At 66.8% G+C, this 24,463-nt stretch carries 25 protein-coding genes; 3 read left to right on the top strand and 22 right to left on the bottom strand.

What is annotated here, in order from left to right:
- Positions 1–119: 119 nt before the first annotated feature.
- From ROV95_RS14680 to rlmE, 9 genes are all read right to left on the bottom strand, one after another.
- Entirely contained in the window at positions 120–2,738 is a 2,619-nt protein-coding gene (locus ROV95_RS14680; RefSeq protein ID WP_312545035.1) for a glycoside hydrolase family 2 protein, read from the bottom strand.
- A 101-nt stretch (positions 2,739–2,839) separates the two neighbouring features.
- Complete coding sequence (locus ROV95_RS14685) at positions 2,840–4,066, bottom strand: AGE family epimerase/isomerase (protein WP_312545037.1); 1,227 nt, start codon at positions 4,064–4,066, stop codon at positions 2,840–2,842.
- A complete protein-coding gene (locus tag ROV95_RS14690) occupies positions 4,063–5,058 on the bottom strand; it encodes a carbohydrate kinase (RefSeq protein WP_134731480.1) in 996 nt (331 codons plus the stop codon). Before ROV95_RS14690 ends, ROV95_RS14685 begins: the two co-directional genes overlap by 4 nt.
- A 7-nt stretch (positions 5,059–5,065) precedes the next feature.
- A complete protein-coding gene (gene fucP, locus ROV95_RS14695; RefSeq protein ID WP_019661435.1) occupies positions 5,066–6,379 on the bottom strand; it encodes an L-fucose:H+ symporter permease in 1,314 nt (437 codons plus the stop codon).
- Positions 6,380–6,439: 60 nt separating this feature from the next.
- Entirely contained in the window at positions 6,440–7,489 is a 1,050-nt protein-coding gene (locus ROV95_RS14700; protein WP_057499695.1) for a LacI family DNA-binding transcriptional regulator, read from the bottom strand.
- Between the two features lie 96 nt (positions 7,490–7,585).
- Positions 7,586–9,967: a GH92 family glycosyl hydrolase gene (locus tag ROV95_RS14705; RefSeq protein ID WP_312545152.1), complete on the bottom strand. Its 2,382-nt coding sequence runs from the start codon at positions 9,965–9,967 to the stop codon at positions 7,586–7,588.
- Positions 9,968–10,798: 831 nt separating this feature from the next.
- A complete protein-coding gene (locus ROV95_RS14710) occupies positions 10,799–10,984 on the bottom strand; it encodes a hypothetical protein (protein WP_019658870.1) in 186 nt (61 codons plus the stop codon).
- A 101-nt stretch (positions 10,985–11,085) separates the two neighbouring features.
- Complete coding sequence (gene ftsH, locus ROV95_RS14715) at positions 11,086–13,020, bottom strand: ATP-dependent zinc metalloprotease FtsH (protein ID WP_058980127.1); 1,935 nt, start codon at positions 13,018–13,020, stop codon at positions 11,086–11,088.
- A gap of 69 nt (positions 13,021–13,089) precedes the next feature.
- Positions 13,090–13,722 (bottom strand): 23S rRNA (uridine(2552)-2'-O)-methyltransferase RlmE, encoded by a 633-nt coding sequence (gene rlmE / locus ROV95_RS14720; RefSeq protein ID WP_005409014.1) that lies wholly within the window; start codon positions 13,720–13,722, stop codon positions 13,090–13,092.
- A gap of 65 nt (positions 13,723–13,787) precedes the next feature.
- On the opposite strand from rlmE, the gene yhbY reads away from it, so the two are divergent.
- The gene (gene yhbY / locus ROV95_RS14725; protein ID WP_005416037.1) at positions 13,788–14,093 is read left to right on the top strand and encodes a ribosome assembly RNA-binding protein YhbY; all 306 of its coding nucleotides are present in this window, start codon (positions 13,788–13,790) and stop codon (positions 14,091–14,093) included.
- Positions 14,094–14,106: 13 nt separating this feature from the next.
- The gene (locus tag ROV95_RS14730; protein ID WP_058980129.1) at positions 14,107–14,481 is read left to right on the top strand and encodes an Mth938-like domain-containing protein; all 375 of its coding nucleotides are present in this window, start codon (positions 14,107–14,109) and stop codon (positions 14,479–14,481) included.
- 28 nt (positions 14,482–14,509) lie between these two features.
- Here ROV95_RS14730 and ROV95_RS14735 read toward each other — a convergent pair whose 3' ends face one another.
- From ROV95_RS14735 to surE, 5 genes are all read right to left on the bottom strand, one after another.
- Positions 14,510–14,998 (bottom strand): hypothetical protein, encoded by a 489-nt coding sequence (locus ROV95_RS14735; RefSeq protein WP_312545044.1) that lies wholly within the window; start codon positions 14,996–14,998, stop codon positions 14,510–14,512.
- A 171-nt stretch (positions 14,999–15,169) separates the two neighbouring features.
- Positions 15,170–15,955 (bottom strand): peptidoglycan DD-metalloendopeptidase family protein, encoded by a 786-nt coding sequence (locus ROV95_RS14740; protein WP_312545045.1) that lies wholly within the window; start codon positions 15,953–15,955, stop codon positions 15,170–15,172.
- Positions 15,952–16,566: a YqaA family protein gene (locus ROV95_RS14745; RefSeq protein ID WP_021204087.1), complete on the bottom strand. Its 615-nt coding sequence runs from the start codon at positions 16,564–16,566 to the stop codon at positions 15,952–15,954. The genes ROV95_RS14740 and ROV95_RS14745 overlap by 4 nt, the downstream gene beginning before the upstream one ends.
- Before the next feature lie 18 nt (positions 16,567–16,584).
- Positions 16,585–17,262, bottom strand: coding sequence for a protein-L-isoaspartate(D-aspartate) O-methyltransferase (locus ROV95_RS14750; protein ID WP_010485977.1), 678 nt, complete (start codon positions 17,260–17,262; stop codon positions 16,585–16,587).
- The gene (gene surE, locus ROV95_RS14755; RefSeq protein WP_019658877.1) at positions 17,259–18,038 is read right to left on the bottom strand and encodes a 5'/3'-nucleotidase SurE; all 780 of its coding nucleotides are present in this window, start codon (positions 18,036–18,038) and stop codon (positions 17,259–17,261) included. Before surE ends, ROV95_RS14750 begins: the two co-directional genes overlap by 4 nt.
- Positions 18,039–18,247: 209 nt before the next feature.
- On the opposite strand from surE, the gene ROV95_RS14760 reads away from it, so the two are divergent.
- Positions 18,248–18,787 carry a Smr/MutS family protein gene (locus ROV95_RS14760; RefSeq protein ID WP_111103041.1) on the top strand — a complete coding sequence of 180 codons (540 nt, stop codon included), beginning with the start codon at positions 18,248–18,250 and terminating at the stop codon, positions 18,785–18,787.
- 123 nt (positions 18,788–18,910) lie between these two features.
- Here ROV95_RS14760 and truD read toward each other — a convergent pair whose 3' ends face one another.
- The 8 genes from truD to kdsA all read right to left on the bottom strand — a co-directional run bounded on the left by truD (position 18,911) and on the right by kdsA (position 24,416).
- Positions 18,911–19,942, bottom strand: coding sequence for a tRNA pseudouridine(13) synthase TruD (truD, locus tag ROV95_RS14765; protein ID WP_312545048.1), 1,032 nt, complete (start codon positions 19,940–19,942; stop codon positions 18,911–18,913).
- A complete protein-coding gene (ispF, locus tag ROV95_RS14770) occupies positions 19,939–20,436 on the bottom strand; it encodes a 2-C-methyl-D-erythritol 2,4-cyclodiphosphate synthase (RefSeq protein WP_021204089.1) in 498 nt (165 codons plus the stop codon). The genes truD and ispF overlap by 4 nt, the downstream gene beginning before the upstream one ends.
- Positions 20,437–20,470: 34 nt before the next feature.
- Positions 20,471–21,169, bottom strand: a complete 699-nt coding sequence (gene ispD / locus ROV95_RS14775; protein ID WP_019658880.1) for a 2-C-methyl-D-erythritol 4-phosphate cytidylyltransferase — start codon at positions 21,167–21,169, stop codon at positions 20,471–20,473.
- On the bottom strand, positions 21,166–21,519 hold the full coding sequence (ftsB, locus tag ROV95_RS14780) for a cell division protein FtsB (RefSeq protein ID WP_021204090.1): 354 nt from the start codon (positions 21,517–21,519) through the stop codon (positions 21,166–21,168). The genes ispD and ftsB overlap by 4 nt, the downstream gene beginning before the upstream one ends.
- Positions 21,520–21,523: 4 nt before the next feature.
- Positions 21,524–22,816 (bottom strand): phosphopyruvate hydratase, encoded by a 1,293-nt coding sequence (eno, locus tag ROV95_RS14785; RefSeq protein WP_312545051.1) that lies wholly within the window; start codon positions 22,814–22,816, stop codon positions 21,524–21,526.
- A 96-nt stretch (positions 22,817–22,912) separates the two neighbouring features.
- Positions 22,913–23,242: a hypothetical protein gene (locus ROV95_RS14790; RefSeq protein WP_019658882.1), complete on the bottom strand. Its 330-nt coding sequence runs from the start codon at positions 23,240–23,242 to the stop codon at positions 22,913–22,915.
- Positions 23,242–23,589, bottom strand: coding sequence for a hypothetical protein (locus ROV95_RS14795; protein ID WP_312545053.1), 348 nt, complete (start codon positions 23,587–23,589; stop codon positions 23,242–23,244). The genes ROV95_RS14790 and ROV95_RS14795 overlap by 1 nt, the downstream gene beginning before the upstream one ends.
- Positions 23,586–24,416 carry a 3-deoxy-8-phosphooctulonate synthase gene (kdsA, locus tag ROV95_RS14800; protein ID WP_010485995.1) on the bottom strand — a complete coding sequence of 277 codons (831 nt, stop codon included), beginning with the start codon at positions 24,414–24,416 and terminating at the stop codon, positions 23,586–23,588. The genes ROV95_RS14795 and kdsA overlap by 4 nt, the downstream gene beginning before the upstream one ends.
- Positions 24,417–24,463 lie beyond the last annotated feature (47 nt).

The following is a 24,463-nucleotide window of genomic DNA, read 5'->3' on the forward strand; positions in this document are numbered from 1 at the left end:
TGTGCGGACCAACGGTCCGCACCTACCCGGCTCCGCTTCTGGTAGTTGCCAACCTTGGTTGGCATACGGCCGATGTGTCAACCAAGGTTGACACCTACCAGAACATGGTCCACCTGCCCTCATCGATCGTTGAGGGTTTTCACCTTCAGCGCTTCGCGCAGGGTAACCAGATCCACCGGGCCACGCACCGCGATATCGCGGGTTTCGCCCGGCAGCAAGTCCAGCAGGTTGTCTTCGACCTGCACATCCAACGCACCGAAATCAATCCACGCCGCGCGCACGTAAGCCGCGCTTTCCAGCCGCAGTCGATAGTGGTCGCCTTCGATGGACAACGTGGCCTTGAGCTTCTGCCGCGGCAACATCTGGTCCTTGGCTTCGACGAATCCGACCACCTGCCGCGCGCTCACCGCCCCGTTCTGTAGCAGCTCGAACACCGCCACCGTGCGCTTCGGGTCGGCACCGGCCAGCAGCTCGGCATCGCGGAAATCACCGATCGAGGTCACACCCGACGCCGCCAGCGTCACCGCGTCCTCGCGACGGCGCAGCACCTTCCCCTCCACGTCCATCACCCGCAGCCGCCAACGTGCATCCAGCGCCGCACCGTCATTGATCAGGCGTACCCGCGTACTGCCCTCATCGCGCAGCGCCGCTACCGTGACCGGCGCGAAGAAGCGCCGCGCGGCGAAGTGCAGCGCCTTCCAGCGACCGAAGTAGTCCACGCTGGACCATGAAGCACCCGGCCAGACATCGTTGAGCTGCCAGTACAGCGAGCCCATCGTGTACGGCCGCGAAGCGCGATGGTGCAACGCGGCCAGCGCGATGCCATCGGCCTGCATCACCTGGCTGAGGTAGACAAAGTCCTCGAAGTCCTTCGGCGTGCCGTAACCCAGTTCGATGTAGTGCAGCAGGCGGCTGTTGCCCTCGCCGGCCATGAATTTCTGGTGCGCGCGGATCACCGGGCTGTCGATGCGCTGCTCGGCGCGGGTGGCGATCTGGTCCACGGTGGCCACCGACGGCCATGCCTGCAGGCCGTACTCGGACATGAAGCGCGGCGTCTCGCGCAGGTAAGCCTGCACCGGCAGCGCCGGATTGCCCCAGACCTGCCAGTAGTGCTTGTCGCCACGGGTCGAGTCGTTCGCCTTTTCGTCCAGGTCGTTGCTGGGCGAGCTGGACCAGTACGGCACGCCCAGCCCCTCCTCCCCCACTACCTGACGCAGATCATTGCCGAACAGGTCGACATAGCCCTGCCAGACCTTCGCTGCAAACGCAGGGTCGGCTGCCTTCAGGTCGCGACCGTGGCCCCAGTCCTTCCAGGCGGTTTCTTCCTCGTTGTTGCCACACCACAGCACGATGCTGGGGTGATGGCGCAGCCGGCGCACATTGTCGCGTGCCTCGGCCACCACGCTGGCACGGAAGGCCGGATCGTAGCCCGGCTGCATGCCACCACCGAACATGAAGTCCTGCCAGACCAGCAGGCCCAGTTCGTCGGCGATGTCGAAGAACGCATCGTCCTCGTAGTAGCCGCCACCCCAGTTGCGCAGCATGTTCATGTTGGCGTCGCGTGCGGCGGTCAGCACCTGGCGCAGGCGCGCGGCGTCGACCCGTGCGGGGAAGGCATCGAACGGAATGACGTTGGCGCCCTTGGCGAAGATCTCCACGCCGTTGATGACGAAAGCGAAGCCCTGCCCGCCCTTGCCGTCTTCCTCGCGGCGCAGTTCAACCGTGCGCAGGCCGATGCGCTGCTCGCGCACCAGATCCGGCGCGCCACCTTGGTCCAGGCGGGCCCGCACCGTGTAGCGGTCCTGCGCGCCGTGGCCGACTGGCCACCAGCGCCGCGGATCGGCCAGTTCAACCGGAACCTCGATGCTGTTCTGGCCGGGCTTCAGCAGCACCGTGCGCTGCACCTGGGCCACGTTCCGGCCCTGCGGATCCTCCACATCCACATTCACCACGGCCGAGCCCGCCGCCGCACCCTGCTCCACTCGCAGCAGCACGGCCAGCTTCGCCTGCTCCGCGCTCAATGCATCCGTGCGCACCGCAAGATCGGTCAGGCGGTGCGCGTCCCAAGCCTGCAGATCGATTCCGCGCCAGACGCCGGCGGTGACATAGCGCGGACCCCAGTCCCAGCCGAAGTGGTAGGCCGGCTTGCGCGCGAAGTTGCCGACCATCGCGTCCTTCGGCTCATCGCCATACGGCGACGGGTAGTTGCCAGCGATCTTGTGCGGCATTGCCTGCACGCCCGGCAGCAGGGTGCGGATCGGCGAACGGAACACGATCTGCAGTTCATTGTTGCTCGCACGGAGGCGGCCTTCGACCCGGGCACGCCACGTGCGGTGTGCGTTGTCCGCGCGCAGCAGCGGCTTTCCGTTGAGGCTGACTTCGGCGTAGGTATCCAGCCCATCGAAGCGCAGTTCGGCATTGGGCCTGGACAGCGTCGCGGCATCGACGTCGAAGCGAGCGCGGTACTCCCAGGCCGCCAGGCCGATCCATTGCAGCTCGGCCTCGGGCGCACCGACATACGGATCACGGATCAATTCGTGAGCCAGCAGGTCGGTGTGCACGCTGCCCGGCACCGTCGCCGCCCGCCATTGCTGCAGACCTGGGTGGGCGGCGCCCTGCGCGTCGCCGGGCAGCATGCGGAACTCCCACTGCGCCTGCAGCGGAGCTGCAGCTACCGGGAAGGAGGAGGCTGCAACCAGCAGCAGGAGCAGGCGGACAACGAGGGGAAGGCGATGCACGGGATGCTCCTGTTTTTCCGCCGGGCATGGCCCGGCGCTACCAATTCAACACGCCACGGTAGCGCCGGACCACGTCCGGCGAGCGCGCAGCGCGGCAGACCTCAACGCACGACGTTCAGCACTTCGTAGCACGCGCCCATGGTGTGGTAATCCACCTTGCCGGCCGGGCTCTTCTCGTCGCTGTACTTGCGGTTGTCGGCATCGAGGATGCGGAACCAGGCGCCGTACCGGTGATCGACGAAGTGTTCCCACGAATACGCCCAGATACGCTGGTACCACTGCCAATAGCGGTCATCGCCGGTACGCTTGGCCATCAGTGCGGCGGTCGCCAGCGTCTCCGCCTGCACCCAGAAATACTTGTCGTCGTCGCAGACGAAACTGTCGCCACCGATCGGGGCGCCATCCATGCCCGGCTGCCGGCGCGATTCCGGCGCGAAACCGTAGTACAGGCCACCCCGCGCCTCGTCCCAGCTGCGCGCCACGGCCACGTCGAACAGGTGCTGCGCGGTCGGCACCAGCCAATCGGCCTGCACATGGCGGTCCAGGATCAACAGCAGCTTGGCCCATTCGGTCTGGTGGCCCGGCTGGAAGCCCCACGGGCGGAACAGGTGCTTGGGGTCATCCAGGTTGTAATCCCAGTCGATCTCCCAGTTGGAATCGTAGTGCTCCCACACCAGGCCACCGGCCTTGGCGGCCTGGCGGCGGGTCATGTTGTCGGCCAGCTGCAGCGCGCGCTCCACATAGCGCTGTTCGCCGCTGGCCTCGAAGGCGGCCAGCATCGCCTCGCACATGTGCATGTTGGCGTTCTGGCCACGGTAGCCGGTGAAATTCCACTGCCCATCGGCTTCGTCCTTGTAGAGGCCGTGCTGCGGCTCCCAGAAACGCGCTTCCAGCAGCTGCCAGGTCTCGTCCATCCATGCGCGGGCCTGTTCGAGACCGGCCTTCAGTGCGCAGCTGTAGGCCAACAGCACGAACGCCACGCCATAGCAGTGGTTCATGTCGTCCTCGACCTTGCCATCGCGCAGGGTCCAGGCGTAGCCACCGGTGGCCGGATTGCGATGCACCTCGCGCAGATAGCGCACGCCATGCTCGACTGCGTCGCGGTATTCGGTGTTGCCGAACTCGCGGTATGCCATCGCGTAGTTGAAGACGAAACGGGTGCTGCTCACCAGGTGGCGGTGGCTGGCATCGTAGATGCTGCCGTCATCACGGAAGTAGTGGAAGAAGCCGCCGTTCGGATCGATGCAGCGCGGGTGGTAGAACGCCATCGTGTCGGCGATATGCGCACGCAGGAACGCGGGTGAACGGAAATCGGGGGAGGTGCTCATGCGGTAATGTCCTGGGCCTGCAGCAGCTGCTGCACTTCATCGAGCGAGGGCATCGCGGCGAACGCGCCCTTGCGGGTAACCGCCAGAGCGCCGACCGCGGCACCGAAGCGCAGCGTGGCGGTGATCGCCTCCGGGTCCTGGCAGAACGCTGCAAAGCCTGCACCGGCCCCGCCACGCTCCAGCAGCCCAACCAGCACGCCACCGACGAAGGCATCGCCAGCAGCCGTGGTGTCGACCGTGGCCACGCGGAAACTGGTGACCGTGCCGTGGTTGTCGCGGGTGTACCAGTGCAGCGTGGCCGCACCGTCGGTGACGATGACCCAGCGCGCCTGCGCGGCCAGCAGGCGCCGCAGCACCGTCGCCTCGCCGTCACTGCCCAGCGGTGCGGCCAGGTAGTCCAGCTCCTCGCGCGACAGCTTGACCAGGTCGGCACGTTCCAGCGCCTGCCACAGGCGCGGCGTCGGGTCCTCGTTGGCCGGCCACAGCGCCGGGCGCAGATTGAGGTCCAGGCTGACCACCGCACCGGCGTCACGGGCGCGCTCCATGCCGGCGAAGGTCGCCTCGGCAATGGCCGGCTCGGTCAGGCTGTTGGAGCAGACATGGAAGCACTGCGCGCTGTCGAAGCACGCGGCCTGGAAGTCGCTGTCACGGAACAGCAGGTCGGCCGCCGGTGGGCGGTAGAAACTGAAGCTGCGCTCGCCGCTGGCATCCAGCGCGACGAAGGCCAGCGCGGTCTTTGCCGCATCGGTACGCACGATGTAATCCGTGCCCACGCCATGCTCGGCCAGGCTGTCCGCCAGGAAGTCACCGAACATGTCTCGGCCCAGCATGCCGACGAACTGGGTCTTCGCCCCCAGTCGCGCTGCCGCCACCGCAACGTTGGCCGGCGCACCGCCGGCGTACTGAAGGAATGCGCGCGGGGTGTCGGCCGAGGCCGGCGGCTGCGCTAGTAGATCGATCAAAATTTCGCCGAAGCAGACAATGGCACCCATTCCGGACTCAGCCTCCCTGCGTTGCGGAAGCCGGCGTACGTGCGCCGACCAGTCCATAGAAAATGATGTAGCCGTAGCACAGCAGCGGCAGGATGAAGCTGGCCTGCACACCGATGTGGTCGGCCAGCACGCCCTGCAGGTACGGCACCACGGCACCGCCGACGATGGCCATGATCAGCAGGCTGGAGCCCTTGTTGGTCAGCGGCCCCAGGCGCTCGATGCTCAGCGCGAAGATGGTCGGGAACATGATCGAGTTGAACAGGCCGATCGCCACCACCGAGTACAGCGCGATGCTGCCAGAGGTCAGCATGGTCGTAACCAGCAGGGCCACGTTGACCAGCGCGAAGATCGCCAGCAGGCGGCTGGGCGAGAAGCGCGCCAGCAGCGCCGAGCCGGCGAAGCGGCCAATCATCGCCATCGTCCAGTAGGCCGACACGTAATGGGTGGCCTCCTGTTCGCTGAAGCCGCCGATGTTGGGCATCGACAGGTAATTGACCAGGAAGCTGCCGATCGACACTTCGGCACCGACGTAGAAGAAGATGCCCAGCACGCCCAGCAGCAGGTGGCGCTTGCGCAGTGCATCCAGGTAGCTGTGGTGGTGACCCTGGTCAGCCTGCTCGGTGGCGTCGCTCAACGCCGGCAGGCGGAACAGGAACACGAACAGCGCCAGCAGTACCAGCGCCACCGCCAGGCCCACGTATGGACCCTGCACGGCCTGCGCCTCGGCGGCACGGTAGGCCAGCTGCTCGGCGGCCGGCAGCGCCGCGATGTCATCGGCACTCTTCACCGTGTTGGACAGGATCAACATGCCGCCAAAGATCGGGGCGATGGCCGTGCCCAGCGAGTTCAACGCCTGCGCCAGGGTCAGGCGGCTTGAGCTGGTCTGCTCCGGTCCCAGCAGTGCGACGTACGGGTTGGCGGCGACCTGCAGCACCGTGATGCCGGTCGCCAGCACGAACAGTGCACCGAGGAAGGCGCCGTAGACGCGCAGCTCGGCCGCGGGCCAGAAACCCAGTGCGCCGATACCGGCGATCAGCAGGCCGGCCACGATGCCCTTCTTGTAACCCAGCGCCGCCACCAGGCGTCCGGCCGGCAGCGACATCAGGAAATAGGTGCCGAAGAAGGTGAACTGCACCAGCATCGCCTTGGCGTAGTTCAGCTCGAACACCGCCTTCAGGTGCGGGATCAGGATGTCATTAAGGCAGGTCAGGAAGCCCCACATGAAGAAGATCGTGGTGACCACGGCCAGCGCCTTGCCGTTGGTGACGGCGGGTGCGTTGCCCGAAGAACCCGATGGACGGGGCGTTGCGGAGATCGGCATGCGGTACGCGCCTCGATGCGCGGAAGGTCGTTGTTGCGTGGAAGGGATGTATGAAAGGAATCAGTTCGGTCGTGCGGCACTGCTTTCGCGGATGCGCAGCTGCACCGGCGCGACCGTGCGCCGCGGCGGCGCATCCGGTTCGTCCAGTCGTTGCAGAAGCAGCGCCGCAGCTTGCCGGCCACGCTCGCGCGGGTCGGCGGTCAACGTGGTCAGTGGCGGCACCGCCACCGCAGCCTCGGAAATATCATCGAAACCGGTAACGGCAAAATCGCCGCCCGGACGGATGCCACGCGAATTCAGGCCCAGCATCAGGCCCAGCGCGACGGTGTCGTTGTAGCAGACGGCCGCACTCGGGCGATGGCCATCGGCAAACAGCTCATCGGTGCGCGCCGCGGCCTCCAGGCGGTTCGGTGCCGATTCGATCATCCAGCCCGGCGGCAGCGACAGCCCGGCCTCGGCCAGCGCCTGCTGGAAACCGGCGCGGCGCTGATGACAGGAGCTGGATGCCGCGTGGCCGCCGAAGAAGGCGATCTGGCGATGGCCGCGCTCGATCAGGTGGCGCGTGGCGAGATAGGCGCCGTGCTGGTTGTCGAGGGTGAGGAAATCCCAGTCAGCCCCTTCAAGCTCGCGGTTGAACAGCAGCACGTTGGCATTGGCACCCAGCGCCTGCCGCAGCAGCGTGGTATCACTGCCCTCGGCCGGCGACAGGATCAGGCCGGCCGGGGTGTGCTCCATCAGCGTGGACAGCACCGCCTGCTGGCGCTCCGGCGATTCGCCGGTGCTGCCCAGCAGGGTCACATAACCACGCCCGCCCAGCGCCTCATCCACACCGGATGCGAATTCGGCGAAGAACGGGTTGGACAGATCGTTGATCACCAGCGCGATGCTTGATGACGTGCGCCGGCGCAGGTTGGCCGCCGCGCGGTTGTAGACATAACGCTGGCGGCGCAGTTCGGCCTCGACCTTGGCGCGGGTATCGACGTTGACCAGTGGGCTGCCGCGCAGCACCAGCGACACCGTTGCCCGTGACACGCCGATGGCACGCGCGATGTCGGTCACCGTCACCGCCTTGCCGGCGCGTTTGCTGGGACTGCTGCCGTTGTCGTTCATCGTCTTCCCGGACTCCGCTGGATGCTCAAGCCTAATGGATCAGGGACCTGTCGTGCCGTGCCGTTCGCTGGGTCACCGCGAACGGCACAGTCCGTCTCAGCGCAGCTGGCTACCCGGTGCCGCGCACCAGGATACCGGCAGGTCCTTCACCGCCGTGCCCCAGCCCTGCTCCGGCGCCTTCGCGTCGAGCGCGAACTGCAGGCGCGGGCCCTGCTGCAGCTGGTTCCAGTCCAGCCAAACCGGCGCATGCGGCTGGCCATCGACCTGCACGCCCTGCACATACTGCAGACGGCGGCCATCGGCACCCGGCGCGTCGATGCGCAGCGTGCGGCCATTGCCCATGTCCACTTCCACCTTGCTGAAGCGCGGGGTGTGCAGCAGGAACTGGCCACTGCCCGGCACCGCCGGGTACACGCCGATGGCGCTGAACAGGTACCAGGCCGACATCGTGCCGAGGTCATCGTTGCCGGTCACGCCGTTGGGGGCATTGGTGAACAGCTGCTGCGCCGCACGCACCACGGCGGCGGTCTTCCACGGCTGGCCGATCAGCGTGTACAGCCACGGCGCGTGCAGGTCCGGCTCGTTGTTCGGGTTGTAGCGGAACTGGTTGTAATAGCTGTACGGCCCGACCACCCACGCCTTGCGGGCGGCATTGAGCGGGTCGGCCTGCAGCGCGTCCATCGCGAAGAACGCATCGAGGCGGCGGCCGGCCTGTTCGCGGCCGTCCATGGCTTCGACCAGGCCCGGCACGTCCTGCTGCGCCAGCCACTGGTACTGCCACGCCGTGCCTTCATGGAAACCGTGATGCGAGCGCGGGCTGTAGTGGCCATCGGCCGGGGTGTACCACTGGCCATCCTCGGTGCGCGGGCGGGGGAAACCGGTGAAGCCGGTCTCGGCGTCACGCACCTGCGGGTCCCACACCTTGCGCCAGTTGCGGCCGCGCTCACGCAGCGTCGCCGCGTCCTGCGCATGGCCGAGGCCATCGGCCATCTGCGAAAGCGCACAGTCGGCCAGCGCGTATTCCAGCGTCGCCGAACCGCCGTGATGCGGATCGACGTCCATGCCCTTGGACGGGAACGCGCGGTCGTAGACCACGTAGCCCTTGTCCAGATAGGTCGGGTTGCCGGAGCGGCCAGCCATGCGCGAGTTCAGCGGCGGCGTGCCGAACGCGTTGCGGCGCAGCGCATCCCAGGCCTGCGATTCACGGCCCTTGAGCGCGCCGAAGCGCCACAGATCGACCATGAACGGCGTAACCGGATCGCCTGTCATGATGTTGGTCTCGAAATTGGCATAGCCCCAGCGCGGCAGCCAACCGCCCTGCTCGTCGATCGCCAGCAGGGTACGGCCGATGTCACGCGCCACGTCCGGGCGGGTCAGTGCCAGCCACTGGTTCTGCGCGCGGTAGGTATCCCACAGCGAGAAGTACTCGTAGTAGGTCCAGCCGTCGGCACGGTGGATGCCATCGTCATAGCCACGGTAGCGGCCGTCGGCGTCGTTGCCGGTCATCGGCTGGAGCAGCGCGTGGTAGACCGCGCTGTAGAACACCGCGCGGTCGTCGGCGTTGCCGCCCTGCACACGCACCCGGCCCAGCTGCTCACGCCACGACTGCTGGGACAACGCACGCATGCGGTCGAAACCGAGCAGCGCTCCATCCTGCATGCCATCTGCGCGCAGATTGATGCGCGCGCCTTCGGCATCCACGTGCGAGATTGCGCTGACCGCCGTCACCGACTGGCCCTTGGCCAGGTCGAAGGTCAGCCAGGCACCGTTCGGCTTCTGCTCGCCTTCCATGCTGTGCCGCGCACCCGGCAGGCCACCGCCCTCGCCCCAGGTGCCATGCGCCTTGAACGGACGGTCGAACTCGATGCGGAACCAGGTGGTGTACTGATGACCGCCACAGAAGCTCTTGGTCACCAGCTTGCCCTCGACTACACGGTCGCCGACCACATCGACCACGCTGCCGATCACTGAATGGCGTTCGTTGGCCTGGCCGACATTGACGAGGACGTGGCCATCGCCGCTGCGCTGGCTGAAGGTGTAGCGCTCGGCCGCGGCACGGGTGCGCGCGGTCGCCTCGGCATCGATGCCGCCGTAGCTGGTCAGGCGCACCTTGTAGTAGCCAGCCTGGCCGATCTCGCCGTCATGCGTGTAGTTCGAGGCATACGTCTTGTGGTCGAACTTCTTGGGGTTTCCGGTATCGAAATCGCCGCCCGGGCCGATCGAGCCGGTCACCGGCAGCACCGACACCTGGCCGCCCTGTTCCCAGCAGCCGGCACCGGAGATGAAGGAGTGGCCAAAGCCACGGATCTTCTCGTCGTCATAGCGCCAACCCGAATAGTGGCTGCCAATCGGGCTGACCTGGATCAGGCCGAACGGCGCCGACGCGCCCGGGAACGTATTGCCGTCGTCCTTGCTGCCGATGAATGTATTGACCTCCCGCTCCAGCGCTGCCGGCGCGGCCTGCAACAGCATCGGCATGGCCGAAAGTGCCAACAGGCAGGCCAGGCGCGCCAGCGGGCGCGAGGTCGATGGGACGGCGGGAGCGGACGGCACTGGGCGCATGTCGGGTTCCTGTAGTCGATGACGCGGAGGCAGACGGCCGGGGGCGTTCGGCACCGTTCCGCTGAGTCCCGCCGTGACCGGCAGAGAGCTCCCCCTGGAATGACGCCCGACCCGTGCGGTCGTGAATTTAGATCGATTCAAGTAGAGCATGCAGGTTCAGCCGAATGCATTCTGCGGCGCAGCATGAGGGGGTGTTCGGCAGGGCTGCGCCCTGCACCGCTCCGAGCTGGAGCAACAGCAACAGCAACAGCAACAGCAGAAGCTGGTTTCCTGTGGGGAGTCGGGCTGGGGCCGGTTGCGGGGGACGCTGCAAGTACGTCCATGTAAGCTCGGTCGCCGCATCCATGCGGCTCACGCCCCCGCAACCGGACCCACCCCGCCTTCGACAGATTTCCACGATCTGTCGGGCCTTGTTTTCTGTAGAGCCGAGCCATGCTCGGCTCAGATCTCCCGGATATCGAGATGTTCGATTTAGATGGAGATTCATCCACGCATGGCGTGCATCTACGTGTCGACCAAGGTCGACACCTACCAACAGCAGCAGGAATCTGTCAGAGGTGGGGCGGTGTCGGAGGGCGGGGTGTCAGCCGCATGGATGCGGCTGCCAAGCTTACAGGGACGTACTTGCAGCGTCCCCGCACTCCGACACCGCCCCGCCATCCTACGGAAAGCCCGCTGTTACTGTTGAGGTTGCCGGCCAGCGGCCGGCACTACCACGGGTCCAGGGCGCAGCCCTGCCGCCCCTCCTCAGTGGCGGCGGCGCTTGCGGTCCACGTACAGGGTCCTGGCAATGCTCAGCACAATGCCGACACCGATACCCACCACGCAGCCCAGCAGCAGGTTGTCGGCCCCAAGGCCCACACCCACGCCGACCACGGTGGCGATGACCATTTCAGCGGTGTGGGAAATAGGTTCGGGCTTCGGGGCGGACATGCGGGCTCCAGCGTCAGATCGGATCTTCGGGATGGGCCAGTGGCCCGGAAACGACGAAGCCGGGTTGCCCCGGCCTCGTCTGGTGCACCTGCAGGGGGCCGTCAGTGCGATTCGGCCGGGCCCGCGATCGGCGGCAGCGGACGGGCGTCGCCGCCCTTGTCGTTGCCACCGTCCTTGTTCGACTTGCTCCAGCCCGCCGGCGGCGGCGGATCACGACCTTCCATGATCGCGTCGATCTGCGGCGCATCGATGGTCTCGTACTGCAGCAGCAGCTGGGACATCGCGTGCAGCTTGTCGATGTTCTCGGTCAGCAGCTGGGTAGTACGGGCGTAGGCCTTGTCGAGGATATTGCGCACTTCCTCGTCGATACGGCGCGCCGTGTCGTTGGACACGCTCTTGTGCTGGGTAACCGACCGGCCCAGGAACACCTCATCGTCCTCTTCGCCATAGGCGATCGGACCGAGCTGCTCGGACAGGCCCCACTTGGTAACCATGTTGCGGGCCATCTTGGTGGCACGCTCGATGTCGTTGGAGGCACCGGTGGTGACCTTGTCCTCGCCGAAAATCAGCTCTTCGGCGACGCGGCCGCCGTACAGCGAGCACAGCTGCGACTGGATCGCGACGCGGTTCATCGAGTACTTGTCGCCTTCCGGCAGGTACATGGTCACACCCAGCGCACGGCCACGCGGAATGATCGTGACCTTGTAGACCGGATCATGCTCGGGTACCAGACGGCCGACAATGGCGTGACCGGCTTCGTGGTAGGCGGTGAGGGTCTTCTCCTCTTCGCTCATGGCCATCGAGCGGCGCTCGGCGCCCATCAGGATCTTGTCGCGGGCACGGTCGAAGTGGTCCATGCGGACTTCCTTCTCGTTGCCACGCGCAGCGAACAAGGCGGCCTCGTTGCAGAGGTTGGCCAGGTCGGCGCCGGAGAAGCCCGGGGTACCGCGCGCGATCACCATCGGCTCGACGTCGTCGGCCAGCGGCAGCTTGCGCATGTGGACCTTCAGGATGTGCTCGCGGCCCTTCACGTCCGGCAGGCCGACCACGACCTGGCGGTCGAAACGGCCCGGGCGCAGCAGCGCCGGGTCCAGCACGTCCGGACGGTTGGTCGCGGCGATCACGATCACGCCTTCGCCGCCTTCAAAACCGTCCATCTCCACCAGCAGCTGGTTCAGGGTCTGCTCGCGCTCGTCGTGGCCGCCGCCCAAGCCGGCGCCACGGTGGCGGCCGACAGCGTCGATTTCATCGATGAAGATGATGCACGGGGCATGCTTCTTGGCCTGCTCGAACATGTCGCGCACGCGGCTGGCGCCGACGCCGACGAACATTTCCACGAAGTCCGAACCGGAGATCGAGAAGAACGGCACCTTGGCTTCGCCGGCAATGGCCTTGGCCAGCAGCGTCTTGCCGGTACCCGGCGGGCCCACCATCAGCACGCCGCGCGGAATCTTGCCGCCCAGCTTGGTGAACTTGGACGGGTCGCGCAGGAAGTCGACCAGCTCGCCCACTTCTTCCTTGGCCTCGTCGCAGCCGGCGACGTCGGCGAAGGTGACCTTGATCTGGTCCTCGCCCTGCAGCTTGGCGCGCGACTTGCCGAAGGACATCGCGCCCTTGGCACCGCCACCGCCGCCCTGCATCTGGCGCATGATGAACAACCAGAAGCCGATGATCAGGATGACCGGCAGGAAATTCATCAGGATCGCGCCGAGGGAAATGCCGCTGGACGGCTCCTCCTGCACGATCTCCACGTTCTTGGTGCGCAGCACGTTGATCAGGTCGCGATCGAACGGTGCGGTGATGGTGGATGTCTGCCCGCCGCGGGTGGTGTAGGTCAGCTGGCTGGTGCCGCCGCGCATGTCGCCGCCGAAGGCGACCTTCTGCACGTTGCCGCTGTCCACCTGGTCCAGGAACTGCGAGTACGACGCGCCCTGCGCGCCGGCTCCGGAGGACTTCGGCGAGAAGCTCTGGAAGACCACCATCAGCACGACGGCGACGACCACCCATAGCAGGAGGTTCTTGGTCAAGTCGTTCATCCTCATTGGCTCCGGTGTTCCTCTCAGTGCTGGCGTTGCGTGGGGGTCGAACTTGCGTACATTGCGAGCTTACTTCATGTGGGCGCGTTTTCCCTGACCCAAGGCATACACCTCGGGAGAGCGCTTGCGCGAGGCTTCCGGCTTGCGGATGGAGACCTTGTCGTACCGGCGGCGCATGTCGCGCACGTAGTCGTCAAAGCCTTCACCCTGGAACAGCTTGATCAGGAACGCCCCACCGGTCTTGAGGTGGTTGTCGGCAAAATCCAGGGCCAGCTCCGCCAGGTGCATCATCCGCGGCTGGTCGACCGCACCCACACCACTCTTATTGGGGGCCATGTCCGACAGCACAAGGTCTACCGGCTGATCCCCGAGCATGGCTTCAAACTGCGATAGGACGGCTTCTTCCCTGAAGTCACCATGAAGGAACTCCACGCCGGCCAGCGGCGGCATGTCCAGGATGTCCAGGGCCAGCACCCGGCCGGTATCGCCGATCTGTCTCCGCACCTGTTGAGACCAGCCGCCCGGGGCCGCGCCGAGGTCGACCACCACCATGTGCGGCTTCAGCAACCGGTCACGTTCCAGCAGCTCTTCGAGCTTGTAGGCGGCACGCGAGCGCATGCCTTCGGCCTGGGCCTTCTTCACGAAGGGGTCGGAGAAGTGTTCCTTGAGCCAGCGCTGGCTGCTTTTGCTGCGGGTAGCCATTGAAAATAGGGGCTGATGGGGTCCTCATGATACCCTGATCGCCCCATTCAACCGTCTTTTCCTGCATGTCCATCGCCCTGACCGCTTCCCAGACCCGTTTCCTGCGCGGCCAAGCCCACGACCTGAAGGCCCTGCTGCAGACCGGCGGCAAGGGTGTGACCCCGGCCTTCATTGCGGAGCTGAACGAAGTGCTGGAGCGCCACGAGCTGGTCAAGGTGAAGGTCGCTGCCGAGGATCGCGACGCCCGTGACGTGATGATCGGCGAGATCGTCGAAGCCACCGAGAGCGCGCTGGTGCAGCGCATCGGCCACGTCGCCGTGCTGTACCGCCCGAGCAGGGAACAGCGCCAGATCGTGCTGCCGCGCGGCTGATCGGCCTACTGCCATGCAGCTGAACCACGAACCGCCGGACTACGCCTACAGCCTGCGCGCCGCCGATGGCCGCTCGGCCAAGGTCAATGACCAGGTGCTGGGCAGCAGTTTCTTCCTGACCCCGGACCAGCTGGTCACGCAATGGCCGGCGGTGAGCGCCACTGCGCTGCAGCTGGCTGACCTGGAACCGATCCTGGCGCTGAACCCGGCGCTGATCGTGCTCGGCACGGGTGACCGTCAGGTGTTCCCGCCGGCGGCGGTGATGGCCGCCTGCCTGTCACGCGGCATCGGCCTGGAAGTGATGAACAATCCAGCCGCCGCGCGTACGTTCAACATCCTGGCCGGCGAAGGCCGCAAGGTCGCGGCTGCTTTCATTCTGGAAGGCTGAGTTCTCGAGTCACCGGTGCCTCCGGCCCCTAGCGGCCTGAAGGCGCGCAGCGGAATGCCGAGAACTCCTGGAGCCGGCCGATCAGGTGGCCGCCCTGCCCCCAGCGGATATCCATGACCTTCCAGTCCCGGTCCTGCCGCTGCAGCAGGACCCGGTCGGTCCATCGATAGTCGCCCACTGCCATGTCGACGCGGATCCAGGTCGCGTCACCCCTCGATTCGGCCATTCCCACCGCGACCGTGTCCGGTCGGTCCGGCGCCAGCAGATAAAGGCTCTGGTCGAGCATGTGCGGCTTCTCGTCGTGCGCGGCCAGCGCGGTACAGGCCCGCTCGTAAGCATGCTGCGCATCGACCGCCGAGCGCAGGGCATCGCCCAGCAACGGCGGGATGGCCACTTCATCTGAAGCCGGCGCCTGGACTACGGCGTAAAGACGGGTGACCACGTCGCGCGGATCGCTGGCCGCGGTGACCAGCGGCGCGACGATCAGCAAGGCGAGAACGGAAGCAGGACGCAGCATGGGGTACCGGGTCGACTGGGACCGCTCAAGAATGCCGGGTATCCGGTCCGCCGTGAAGGTGAGCCTGCGGCACACAGGATCGCAAACGACCGCTCCGCAGTCGCTGAGTCGAGCACGGCTCTACAGGTCAGGAACGCCAGGCATGGCCCGGCACTCCCTGTTCCAACCGCGTCAACGTGCCGGCAGGTACTGCTGCGGATCGACCGGCTTGCCGTTGTAGCGAATCTCGAAGTGGACCATGTCGCGATTCGCACCGGTGCGGCCCATTTCGGCGATCTGCTCGCCAGCCTTCACGCTCTGCCCTTCATTGACCAGGCGCTTGCGGTTGTGACCATAGGCGGACAGCCACTGGTCGCTGTGCTTGATGATGATCAGTTCGCCGTAGCCGACCAGGCCGGCACCGGAGTACACCACCACACCGTTGGCGGTTGCCTTGACCGGCTGGCCGCTGGTACCGGCGATGTCGACGCCCTGCTTGGTCGCGTCACCGGCCACGTAGCGGCCGACGATCGCGCCATCGGCTGGCCAGCGCCAGGCGATGTTGCTCTTCACCGGCCCGACCGGCGCCGGGGCCGGCGCGGTGCTGCCGCCACTGCTGCCAGCCGAACGCGGCGGGGTGACCACCGTGGTCGGCGCACGGCCGCTGGTGGCCCCCTGCGGATACAGGCGGATCACCTGGCCGGGGTAGATGGTGGACGGATTGTCCAGGCGGTTCCAGGCGATCAGGTCGGCCGGGGTGATGTCATGGATGCGAGCCAGCGCATAGATGGTGTCGCCCTTGCGCACCACCACGGTCTGCCCGGGCTTGGGCACCGAGGTCTTCGGCGTGCTCACGCCGCCACCGGCGCTGCCGCCTCCCGGGCGGACCACGGTGGCGGTACCGCAGGCGGCCAGGGTGGAAACCAGCAACGCCAGCGCGCAGATGCGCACTCCCTTGCTCAGACGATCAGGACTCATGCGAACTTCGACCTCCATACAAGCCAGGCGATCAGCACCACCACCAGCGCAGTGGCGATCCAGCCCAGCGGTTCAATCCAGCGACGCAGTGCGGCTTCGGCACGCGCACCACCGATACGGATGACCGCGGCCAGCACGAACACGCGCTTGCCGCGACCGATCAGCATGCTCAGCAGGTACTGCGGCATGGGTACGCCGACGATACCCGATGCCCACGTGAAGACCTTCATCGGGATGGGCATGAATCCGCCCAGCACCAGGAAGGTGAACACCGCCCAGGGCGACTCGGCCATCTTCGCCTGCACGGTGGTGATGCCCTGCTCGATCGCCGGCAGCATGCCCAGCGCTTCGAACAGCGGCTTGATCGCCTCGAAGGCGTAGTGACCCAGTGCATAGCCAACCAGCGCGCCGAGCATCGAGCCGGCCAGGCTGAGGGTGGCGAACCACCAGCCGCGCTTGGGCTGGGCCACGCACATCGGCGCCAGCATCACCTCCGGCATCACCGGGAAAATGATCGCTTCGAAGAAACTCAACACCGTCAGGTAGGTCGGCGCGCGTTCGTGCGCCGCCCACTTCATCGCCCGCTCGTACAGCGGCCCGAAAATCTTCATGCAACCCTGCTCCGTGGATTAGTCGAGCATGCCAGACAGCAGCGGCACGAAGGTGACCGGCGCCAGCACGTGTTGTTCGATGCTGCCGTCGGCCTTGCGGTCCAGCTGCACCAGCGACTGCGCCCCGGGACCACCGACCGGCGCCACCAGCCGGCCGCCCTCGGCCAGCTGCTCGATCAGCGCGTCGACCAGTGCCGGCGCCGCCGCAGTGACCACGATGGCATCGAAGGGACCGTGCTCGGCCCAGCCGACGCGACCGTCGTCATGCTTGGTGCGGATGTTCATGCCCAGCGCACGGAAGCGCTTGCGCGCCTGGCGCAGCAGGTCGCCGATGCGCTCCACGGTGTAGACCTCCAGGCCCAGCGCACCGAGGATGGCGGCCTGGTACCCGGAACCGGTGCCCACTTCCAGCACGCGCTTGGGCGCGACCTGGAGGACCGCTTCGGTCATCCGCGCTACCACCCAGGGTTGAGAGATGGTCTGGCCGTGGCCGATGGGCAGCGCGGTATCCTCGTAGGCACGCGAGGCCAGCGCTTCGTCGATGAACAGATGGCGCGGCACCACCCGGATCGCGTTCAAGGTCGGCTCGTCGACGATGCCGGCTTCGCGCAGGCGGTCGACCAGACGGTCACGCACGCGCTGCGAGGTCATGCCGATACCCACAGCTTCCGGTTGCAGGCGCAGGCGTGGGCTCATGCCGGCTGGTCCAGGGCTGCGCTGAGGCCGCCGACCCAGCTGGCCACCTTCTCCAGCGCCTGGTAGCGGGTGAGGTCGACCTGGATCGGCGTGATCGAGATGTGGCCGGTGCGCACGGCGTGGAAATCGGTACCCGGGCCGGAGTCCTGCTCGCGGCCGGCAGGGCCGATCCAGTACACCTCGTTGCCGCGTGGATCCTTCTGCGCGATGCAGCCTTCGGCACGATGGCGGTTGCCGAGGCGCGTGACCTCGAAGCCCTTGACCTCGCTCCACGGCAGGTCCGGCACGTTGACGTTGAGGATGGTGTCGGCCGGCAGCGGGTCGGCCTTGAGCCGTGCAACGATCTCGACCGCGGCGCGCGCAGCGGTTTCGTAGTGCTTCGGATCGTGGTTGCGGCTGACCAGCGACACCGCCACGGCGGGCAGGCCCAGGAAGCGACCTTCCATCGCCGCCGAAACAGTGCCGGAATAGATCACGTCATCACCGAGGTTGGCGACGTTGTTGATGCCGGACACGACAATGTCGGGCTCGAATTCAAGCAGGCCGGTCAGCGCCAGGTGCACGCAGTCGGTCGGGGTGCCGGCCACCGAGACGGTGTAATGGTCGATGCGCTTGAGCCGTATCGGCAGATCCAGCGTCAGCGAGTTGCTGGCGCCGGAGCGATCGCGGTCGGGTGCGACCACCGTAACCTCGTGCCCAGCCTCGCGCAGGACCGAGGCAAGCATCCGGATGCCTGCAGCGTCGACACCATCGTCATTGCTGACCAGGATTCGCATCTTCGATTTAACGGCTTGATTTTCCAAGAATTCGATTCCGTCACCGTGCAGTGTGGGCGGGACCGCCGCGCTCCCCTGCGGAAGCCGTCGACCCTGCAAGCGCATCGTCTATTGTGCCGCATGCGAGCCGCCGGTCCTACCCTGCCGGCGGTCACGGCCGACATCGAACCGTCATAGGCAGACCTGCGCCGGCGGTTTACCCTGTGCGCATGTCGCACCCTGAAGACGAAGATCCCGCCGCGCTGTTCCGTGCGGCCATCGGCGAAGTGACGCCGCTGCGCAAGGATGCCGAGCCGGCACCTGCCGCGCCGCGACCGAAGCCGCGTGCGCGGATGGCCGAACGTGACGAGGCCGACGCCGCCGGCGAGTTCGCCCGGCTGCTGCGCGACAGCACCCCGCTGGAAGCCGGCGATGTGGCCAGCTATCGACGCGACAACCTGCCACCACGCCTGTTCCAGCGCCTCAAGCGTGGCCAGTACTCGGTGCAGGACGAGCTGGACCTGCACGGCGCCACCGCCGCGCAGGCGGAGACGCTGCTGCGCCAGTTCCTGCTTGAAGCGCATGCACACGAATATGGCTGCGTGCGCATCATCCACGGCAAGGGCCTGCAAGCCGATGGCGGTGCGCCGGTGCTGAAGAACCTGGTTGACCGCCTGCTGCGGCTGCGCAACGACGTGCTGGCGTTCCATTCAGCGCCGACCGGGCAAGGCGGGACCGGCGCGGTACTGGTGCTGCTGGCGCGGCGCTGAAAAAAGGGGACGCCATGAGTCCAGGTGGAGTCGACTGTCAGTCGACTGCTCTTCCAGCGGCAAGCGAATACCCCGCGCTGCGCGCGCAAGTCGACTGACAGTCGACTCTACCGTGCGCCCTGCTCAGGCCTGCGAGGCGTCTTCGACCGGGCCCAGCTCGTGCAGTACAGCGGTGGCGTAGCAGCCCGGCGGCAGCGCGAACGAGAGTTCCAGCACGTCATCGGCCAGCCACTGATGCTGCAGCAGCGCCGGGCGCAGGCGCAACGCGCGGCGCTCCTGTTTCAACCGTGCGTCTTCCAGGCCAGCGCGCAGCGCCTTCGATTCCTCGTCGTCCAGCGCGGCCAGCTCCAGCTCACGTGCAGCGTCGGCGCTGCGTAGTTCGCCTTCGCCCCACAACGGTGCGCTGGGATGGATGTCGAACCGCGCGAGGCGCTCGGCCAGCACCTCGGTGTACGGCTCGGGGCCGAACACGCTGCGACTGCCGTCCAGCATCCACACTTCGCCCTCCAGTGGCTGATCCCAGCTGCCCTGCTCCACGCGCGCGGCCAGCACGCGGTTGAACAGCGCCGAACGGGCGGCAGACAACAGCAGCGAACGCTGGTCCTTGCGCATGCGGCGGCCCCCGAACATCGCCAATGCGGCCGGCACGTTGCCGCCGTCGCGGCCGAAGCGCTGCTCACCGAACCAGTTCGGCAGGCCCCGGCTGGCAATCTGCTGCAAACGCTCACTGATCGCTGCAGCATCGCCCCGCACCTCGCGCAGCACCAGCTTGAAGCGGTTGCCGGCCAAGGCGCCGCGCTGCAGCTTGCGGTTGTGCCAGGTGGCTTCGAGCACTTCGATCTCATCACTGGCCAGCTCGGCCAGATCCGGTGCAATGCGCTTGGGCAGGTGCACGCTGAAGCGCTGGGTGGTGACCGCATGGCGGTCCTTCATGCCGGCGTAGCTCACCGCCATTTCCGGCAGGCCGGCCCACTTGGCCAGCAGCTTGGCCACATGCACGGTGTTGGCACCGCGCTTGCGGATGTGCAGCAGCAGGTGCTCGCCCTCGCCAGTGGCCTCGAACGCCGGCAACTCGTCGACCTGGAAATCTTCCGGCGTGGTGCGGATGCGCGCCGACAGCAACGGCGCACCAAACGCAAGCGGCAGCGGGATCATGCCGCCACCAGCAGCACCACCGCCTGTGCGGCGATGCCTTCTCCACGGCCGGTAAAGCCCAGCTTCTCCGAGGTGGTGGCCTTGACGCTGACCGCATCCAGCGGCAGCTGCAGCAGCGCACCGATGCGCTCACGCATGGCCAGCGCATGCGGACCGACCTTCGGACGCTCGCAGATCACGGTGATGTCGGTGTTGCCGACGCGCCAGCCACGCTCGCGCAGCAGGCTGTCGCAATGGCGGACGAAATCGCTGCTGTCAGCGCCCTTCCAGCGGTCGTCACTCGGCGGGAAGTGCTGGCCGATGTCACCCAGCGCCAGCGCACCGAGCATCGCGTCGCACAGGGCATGCAGGATCACGTCGCCGTCGCTGTGCGCGAGCACGCCGCAGCTGTGCGGCACGTTCACCCCACCGAGCATGATGTGATCGCCCTCACCGAAGGCATGGACGTCGTAGCCCTGGCCGATGCGGACGGGCGGGAACGGTGCGGTGCTCATGGATGCAACCCTTGCAGCAGGGCCGCGCGGGCAATCAGCCGGCGCGGCGGGAAAGTACGAATTCGAACCGGTCGAGATCGGCCGGAGTGGTTACCTTGAAGTTGTCCTCGCTGCCTTCCACCAGCAGCGGGCGCTGGCCCTGGCGCTCCATGGCCATGGCCTCGTCGGTGACTTCGACACCGGCGGCAGCGGCTTCGGACAGCGCGCGGCTGAGCTGGTGGCGGCGGAACAGCTGCGGCGTCAATGCACGCCACAGGCGCTCGCGCGGCTCGGTGCCATCGATGCCACCGTCATCGCCCGCGCGCTTGAGGGTGTCGCGCACCGGTGCGGCCAGGATCGCCCCGACCGGGTCGGCACGACCGACTTCAAGCAGGCGGCCAAGGTCGGCCAGCGACAGGTTGGGCCGGGCCGCATCATGGACCAGCACGAACTCATCGGCACGCACCGAGTCCGGCAGGGCCTGCAGCCCGGCCAGCACCGAGGCGGCACGGGTCGCGCCGCCGATGCAGGTCAGCACCGGCTTGCCGGCCCATTCACTCCAGCCAGGCCAGTCACCGTCGTCCTGTCCGATCACCACCATTGCGCCGGCCACGGCCGGGTGCGCCAGCAGCGCGTCCAGGGTATGGGCGAGCAGGATCTGCCCGCCGGCCTGCAGGTACTGTTTGGGCAGCGGTGCGCCGAAGCGGGCGCCACGGCCGGCGGCCGGAACCACCACCCAGATCGCCCCACTCATGGCACGTCCGCCGGATGATCGCCGACCTGGGCGCTGACACCTGGCGCAGGTTGCGCCGGTTGGACCGGCGCATCCTCGACCACACGGTAGAACTTCTCGCCAGGCTTGATCATGCCCAGCTCGCTGCGCGCGCGCTCCTCGATGGCGGACTGGCCTTCCTTGAGGTCCTTCACTTCGGCGGCCAGCGCGTCGTTGCGCTGCTGCAGGCCCTCGTTGTCCCGCTCCTGGTTGGCGACCTGGGCTTCGAGCATCATCACTTCACCCGAATTGCCCGGACCGAACCAGAAGCGGTACTGCAGCCAGCCCAGCAACAGGGCCAGCACCAGCAGCATCCAGCGCCAGTCGCGCATCGGCTCAGCGCTTCAGCGAAACGAACGCGTCACGACCGGCGTAACGCGCGCCGGCGCCGAGGGCTTCCTCGATGCGCAGCAGCTGGTTGTACTTGGCCACGCGATCGCTGCGGCACAGCGAGCCGGTCTTGATCTGGGTGGCGGTGGTAGCCACGGCGATGTCAGCGATGGTGGTGTCTTCGGTTTCACCCGAGCGGTGCGAAACCACCGCGGCGTAGCCGGCACGATCAGCCATGGCGATCGCTTCCAGGGTTTCGCTGAGCGTGCCGATCTGGTTGACCTTGATCAGGATCGCGTTGGCGGTGCCCGAGTCGATGCCTTCCTGGAAGATCTTCGGGTTGGTCACGAACAGGTCGTCGCCGACCAGCTGCACCTTCTTGCCGATGCGGTCGGTCAGCAGCTTCCAGCCAGCCCAATCGTTCTCGGCCAGGCCATCTTCAATCGTGATGATCGGGTACTGCGCGGCCCAGTCAGCGAGGAAGTCGACGAACTGCTCGGAGGTCAGGCGCTTGTTCTCGCCGACCAGGTTGTACTTGCCGTTCTCGAAGAATTCGCTGGACGCCACGTCCAGGCCCAGCAGCACGTCTTCACCGGCGGTGTAGCCGGCCTTGCCGATCGCTTCGAGGATGGTGTCCAGCGCTTCGACGTTGCTGCGGAAGTCCGGCGCGAAACCGCCTTCGTCGCCCACCGCCGTGCTCAGGCCGTGGCCCTTCAGCACCGACTTCAGCGAATGGAAGATTTCGGTGCCGGCGCGCAGCGCTTCGGAGAACGAGGTGAAGCCGACCGGCAGCACCATGAACTCCTGGAAGTCGACGTTGTTGTCGGCGTGCGCGCCACCATTGATGATGTTCATCATCGGCACCGGCAGCGCCGGGGCCACGCCGGTCTTTGCGGCCAGATACTGCCACAGTGCCTGCTTGCTCGACGCGGCGGCGGCGTGCGCGGCGGCCATCGAAACGCCCAGCAGCGCGTTGGCGCCCAGGCGGCCCTTGTTCTCGGTACCGTCCAGATCGATCAGGCGACGGTCGAGGCCGGCCTGGTCGGTGGCTTCAAAATCCTTCAGCGCGTTGGCGATGGTGGTGTTGACGTTGTCGACGGCCTTGCGCACGCCCTTGCCCAGGTAACGGGTCTTGTCGCCATCACGCAGCTCGACCGCTTCCTTGGTGCCGGTCGAGGCGCCGGAGGGAACCGCGGCACGACCGAACGAACCGTCCTCCAGGATGACTTCGGCTTCCAGCGTGGGATTGCCACGGCTGTCGAGGATTTCACGGGCGTGGATGCTGCGGATCGTACTCATGGTCGGGCCGGTTACCTGTCTGGAGAGGGGGCGACAAAACGAATGCCGCGTGATTATCCCCGGCTGCCCGCCACTTGCCAAATGGCGTGGGCGCCGTCAGGCCAGAGTGGCCCCGATCACCATCAGGATCAACGACACCATCACCACCAGCAGGCCACCAGCAATGGCCGCCACTACGCCGCCGCGGCGGCAACGCCAGGCCATCACCATCGCCACCAGGCTGCCAACGAAGGACAGCACGAGCATGGCCAGTGCAGCCCAGATCCAGTACTGCATGGCCTGCATGCCATGGCTGCCATCCCCGGGCGAACCGAAACTGGCGGCGAAGGCGAATACAGCTGCCACCAGGCCGGCCCAGGCAAGAACAGCCAGCGCCAGCGCGATCAGGCCCCAGGGCCGATCACGGGTTGCCAGGGTCGCATTCATCAGAACAGCCCGTAGAACAGGGCACCAAGCCACAGCGACAGCAGGATGATCGCCAACCCGGCGGCCACCTTGCCACGGTTCAGGCGCCAGGCCAGTACGGCGGCAGCGACGCATCCCACGGCGCCGACCAGCTCTGCAACCAGCAGCGTAATGAAGTACACGCGCAGATTGAGCGCGCTGCCGCCATCACCTGGTGGGCGCACTGACGCGGCGCCGATCAGCACCAGACCGAACATGCCCACGGTGAACAGCACGGCCAAGCCCAGTGCGATCAGGCCCCAGGGCCAGTGTTTCCAGTGCCGGCGGCGGCGCTGGTTTTCCAGCGCCAGCCACGGGTCACGACTCACGCGAAGCGCGAGAAGCCGTGCTTCTTGGTCACCGCGTCCAGTTCCATCAGGGTCTCGAGCAGGGCTTCCATCTGGTCCAGCGGCCATGCATTGGGGCCATCGGACAGGGCCTTGGACGGGTCCGGATGGGTCTCGGCGAACAGGCCGGAGATGCCCACCGCCACGGCGGCACGGGCCAGCACCGGCACGTGCTCACGCTGGCCACCGGAACTGGTGCCCTGCCCGCCCGGCAGCTGCACCGAATGGGTAGCGTCGAACACCACCGGGCAACCGGTCTCGCGCATCACCGCCAGCGAACGCATGTCGCTGACCAGATTGTTGTAGCCGAAGCTGGCACCACGCTCGCAGACCATGATCTGCTCGTTGCCGGTGGCCTTGGCCTTCTCCACGACCGGCTTCATGTCCCAAGGCGCCAGGAACTGGCCCTTCTTGATGTTGACCGGCTTGCCGGCCGAGCACACCTTGCGGATGAAGTCGGTCTGGCGGACCAGGAACGCCGGGGTCTGCAGCACGTCCACCACCGAGGCCACTTCGTCCATCGGGGTGTACTCATGGACGTCGGTGAGCACCGGCACGCCGATCTGCTTCTTCACTTCGGCCAGCACCTTCAGGCCCTCTTCCATGCCCGGGCCGCGGAATGCGGTACCCGAAGTGCGGTTGGCCTTGTCGAAGCTGGACTTGAAGATGAAGTTGACGCCGAGCTTGTCGGTGATCTCCTTCAGCTTGCCGGCGGTATCGAGCTGCAGCTGCATCGACTCGATCACGCAGGGGCCGGCGATCAGGAACAGGGGCTGGTCCAGCCCGACCTCGAATCCACACAGTTTCATGGCGTTTCCTTGTTGTCCGCAGCACCGGACGGGCCGGTGCGCTGGGG

This window comes from Stenotrophomonas maltophilia group sp. msm1, assembly GCF_032025805.1.
GTDB lineage: Bacteria > Pseudomonadota > Gammaproteobacteria > Xanthomonadales > Xanthomonadaceae > Stenotrophomonas > Stenotrophomonas hibiscicola.

Bases quoted from the DNA above. Each gene is read 5' to 3' on its own strand.
- ROV95_RS14685 (WP_312545037.1), bottom strand. From the start codon at position 4,066: ATGAGCACCTCCCCCGATTTCCGTTCACCCGCGTTCCTGCGTGCGCAT.
- ROV95_RS14690 (WP_134731480.1), bottom strand. From the start codon at position 5,058: ATGGGTGCCATTGTCTGCTTCGGCGAAATTTTGATCGATCTACTAGCG.
- fucP (WP_019661435.1), bottom strand. From the start codon at position 6,379: ATGCCGATCTCCGCAACGCCCCGTCCATCGGGTTCTTCGGGCAACGCA.
- ROV95_RS14700 (WP_057499695.1), bottom strand. From the start codon at position 7,489: ATGAACGACAACGGCAGCAGTCCCAGCAAACGCGCCGGCAAGGCGGTG.
- ROV95_RS14705 (WP_312545152.1), bottom strand. From the start codon at position 9,967: ATGCCGATGCTGTTGCAGGCCGCGCCGGCAGCGCTGGAGCGGGAGGTC.
- ROV95_RS14710 (WP_019658870.1), bottom strand. From the start codon at position 10,984: ATGTCCGCCCCGAAGCCCGAACCTATTTCCCACACCGCTGAAATGGTC.
- ftsH (WP_058980127.1), bottom strand. From the start codon at position 13,020: ATGAACGACTTGACCAAGAACCTCCTGCTATGGGTGGTCGTCGCCGTC.
- rlmE (WP_005409014.1), bottom strand. From the start codon at position 13,722: ATGGCTACCCGCAGCAAAAGCAGCCAGCGCTGGCTCAAGGAACACTTC.
- yhbY (WP_005416037.1), top strand. From the start codon at position 13,788: ATGTCCATCGCCCTGACCGCTTCCCAGACCCGTTTCCTGCGCGGCCAA.
- ROV95_RS14730 (WP_058980129.1), top strand. From the start codon at position 14,107: ATGCAGCTGAACCACGAACCGCCGGACTACGCCTACAGCCTGCGCGCC.
- ROV95_RS14735 (WP_312545044.1), bottom strand. From the start codon at position 14,998: ATGCTGCGTCCTGCTTCCGTTCTCGCCTTGCTGATCGTCGCGCCGCTG.
- ROV95_RS14740 (WP_312545045.1), bottom strand. From the start codon at position 15,955: ATGAGTCCTGATCGTCTGAGCAAGGGAGTGCGCATCTGCGCGCTGGCG.
- ROV95_RS14745 (WP_021204087.1), bottom strand. From the start codon at position 16,566: ATGAAGATTTTCGGGCCGCTGTACGAGCGGGCGATGAAGTGGGCGGCG.
- ROV95_RS14750 (WP_010485977.1), bottom strand. From the start codon at position 17,262: ATGAGCCCACGCCTGCGCCTGCAACCGGAAGCTGTGGGTATCGGCATG.
- surE (WP_019658877.1), bottom strand. From the start codon at position 18,038: ATGCGAATCCTGGTCAGCAATGACGATGGTGTCGACGCTGCAGGCATC.
- ROV95_RS14760 (WP_111103041.1), top strand. From the start codon at position 18,248: ATGTCGCACCCTGAAGACGAAGATCCCGCCGCGCTGTTCCGTGCGGCC.
- truD (WP_312545048.1), bottom strand. From the start codon at position 19,942: ATGATCCCGCTGCCGCTTGCGTTTGGTGCGCCGTTGCTGTCGGCGCGC.
- ispF (WP_021204089.1), bottom strand. From the start codon at position 20,436: ATGAGCACCGCACCGTTCCCGCCCGTCCGCATCGGCCAGGGCTACGAC.
- ispD (WP_019658880.1), bottom strand. From the start codon at position 21,169: ATGAGTGGGGCGATCTGGGTGGTGGTTCCGGCCGCCGGCCGTGGCGCC.
- ftsB (WP_021204090.1), bottom strand. From the start codon at position 21,519: ATGCGCGACTGGCGCTGGATGCTGCTGGTGCTGGCCCTGTTGCTGGGC.
- eno (WP_312545051.1), bottom strand. From the start codon at position 22,816: ATGAGTACGATCCGCAGCATCCACGCCCGTGAAATCCTCGACAGCCGT.
- ROV95_RS14790 (WP_019658882.1), bottom strand. From the start codon at position 23,242: ATGAATGCGACCCTGGCAACCCGTGATCGGCCCTGGGGCCTGATCGCG.
- kdsA (WP_010485995.1), bottom strand. From the start codon at position 24,416: ATGAAACTGTGTGGATTCGAGGTCGGGCTGGACCAGCCCCTGTTCCTG.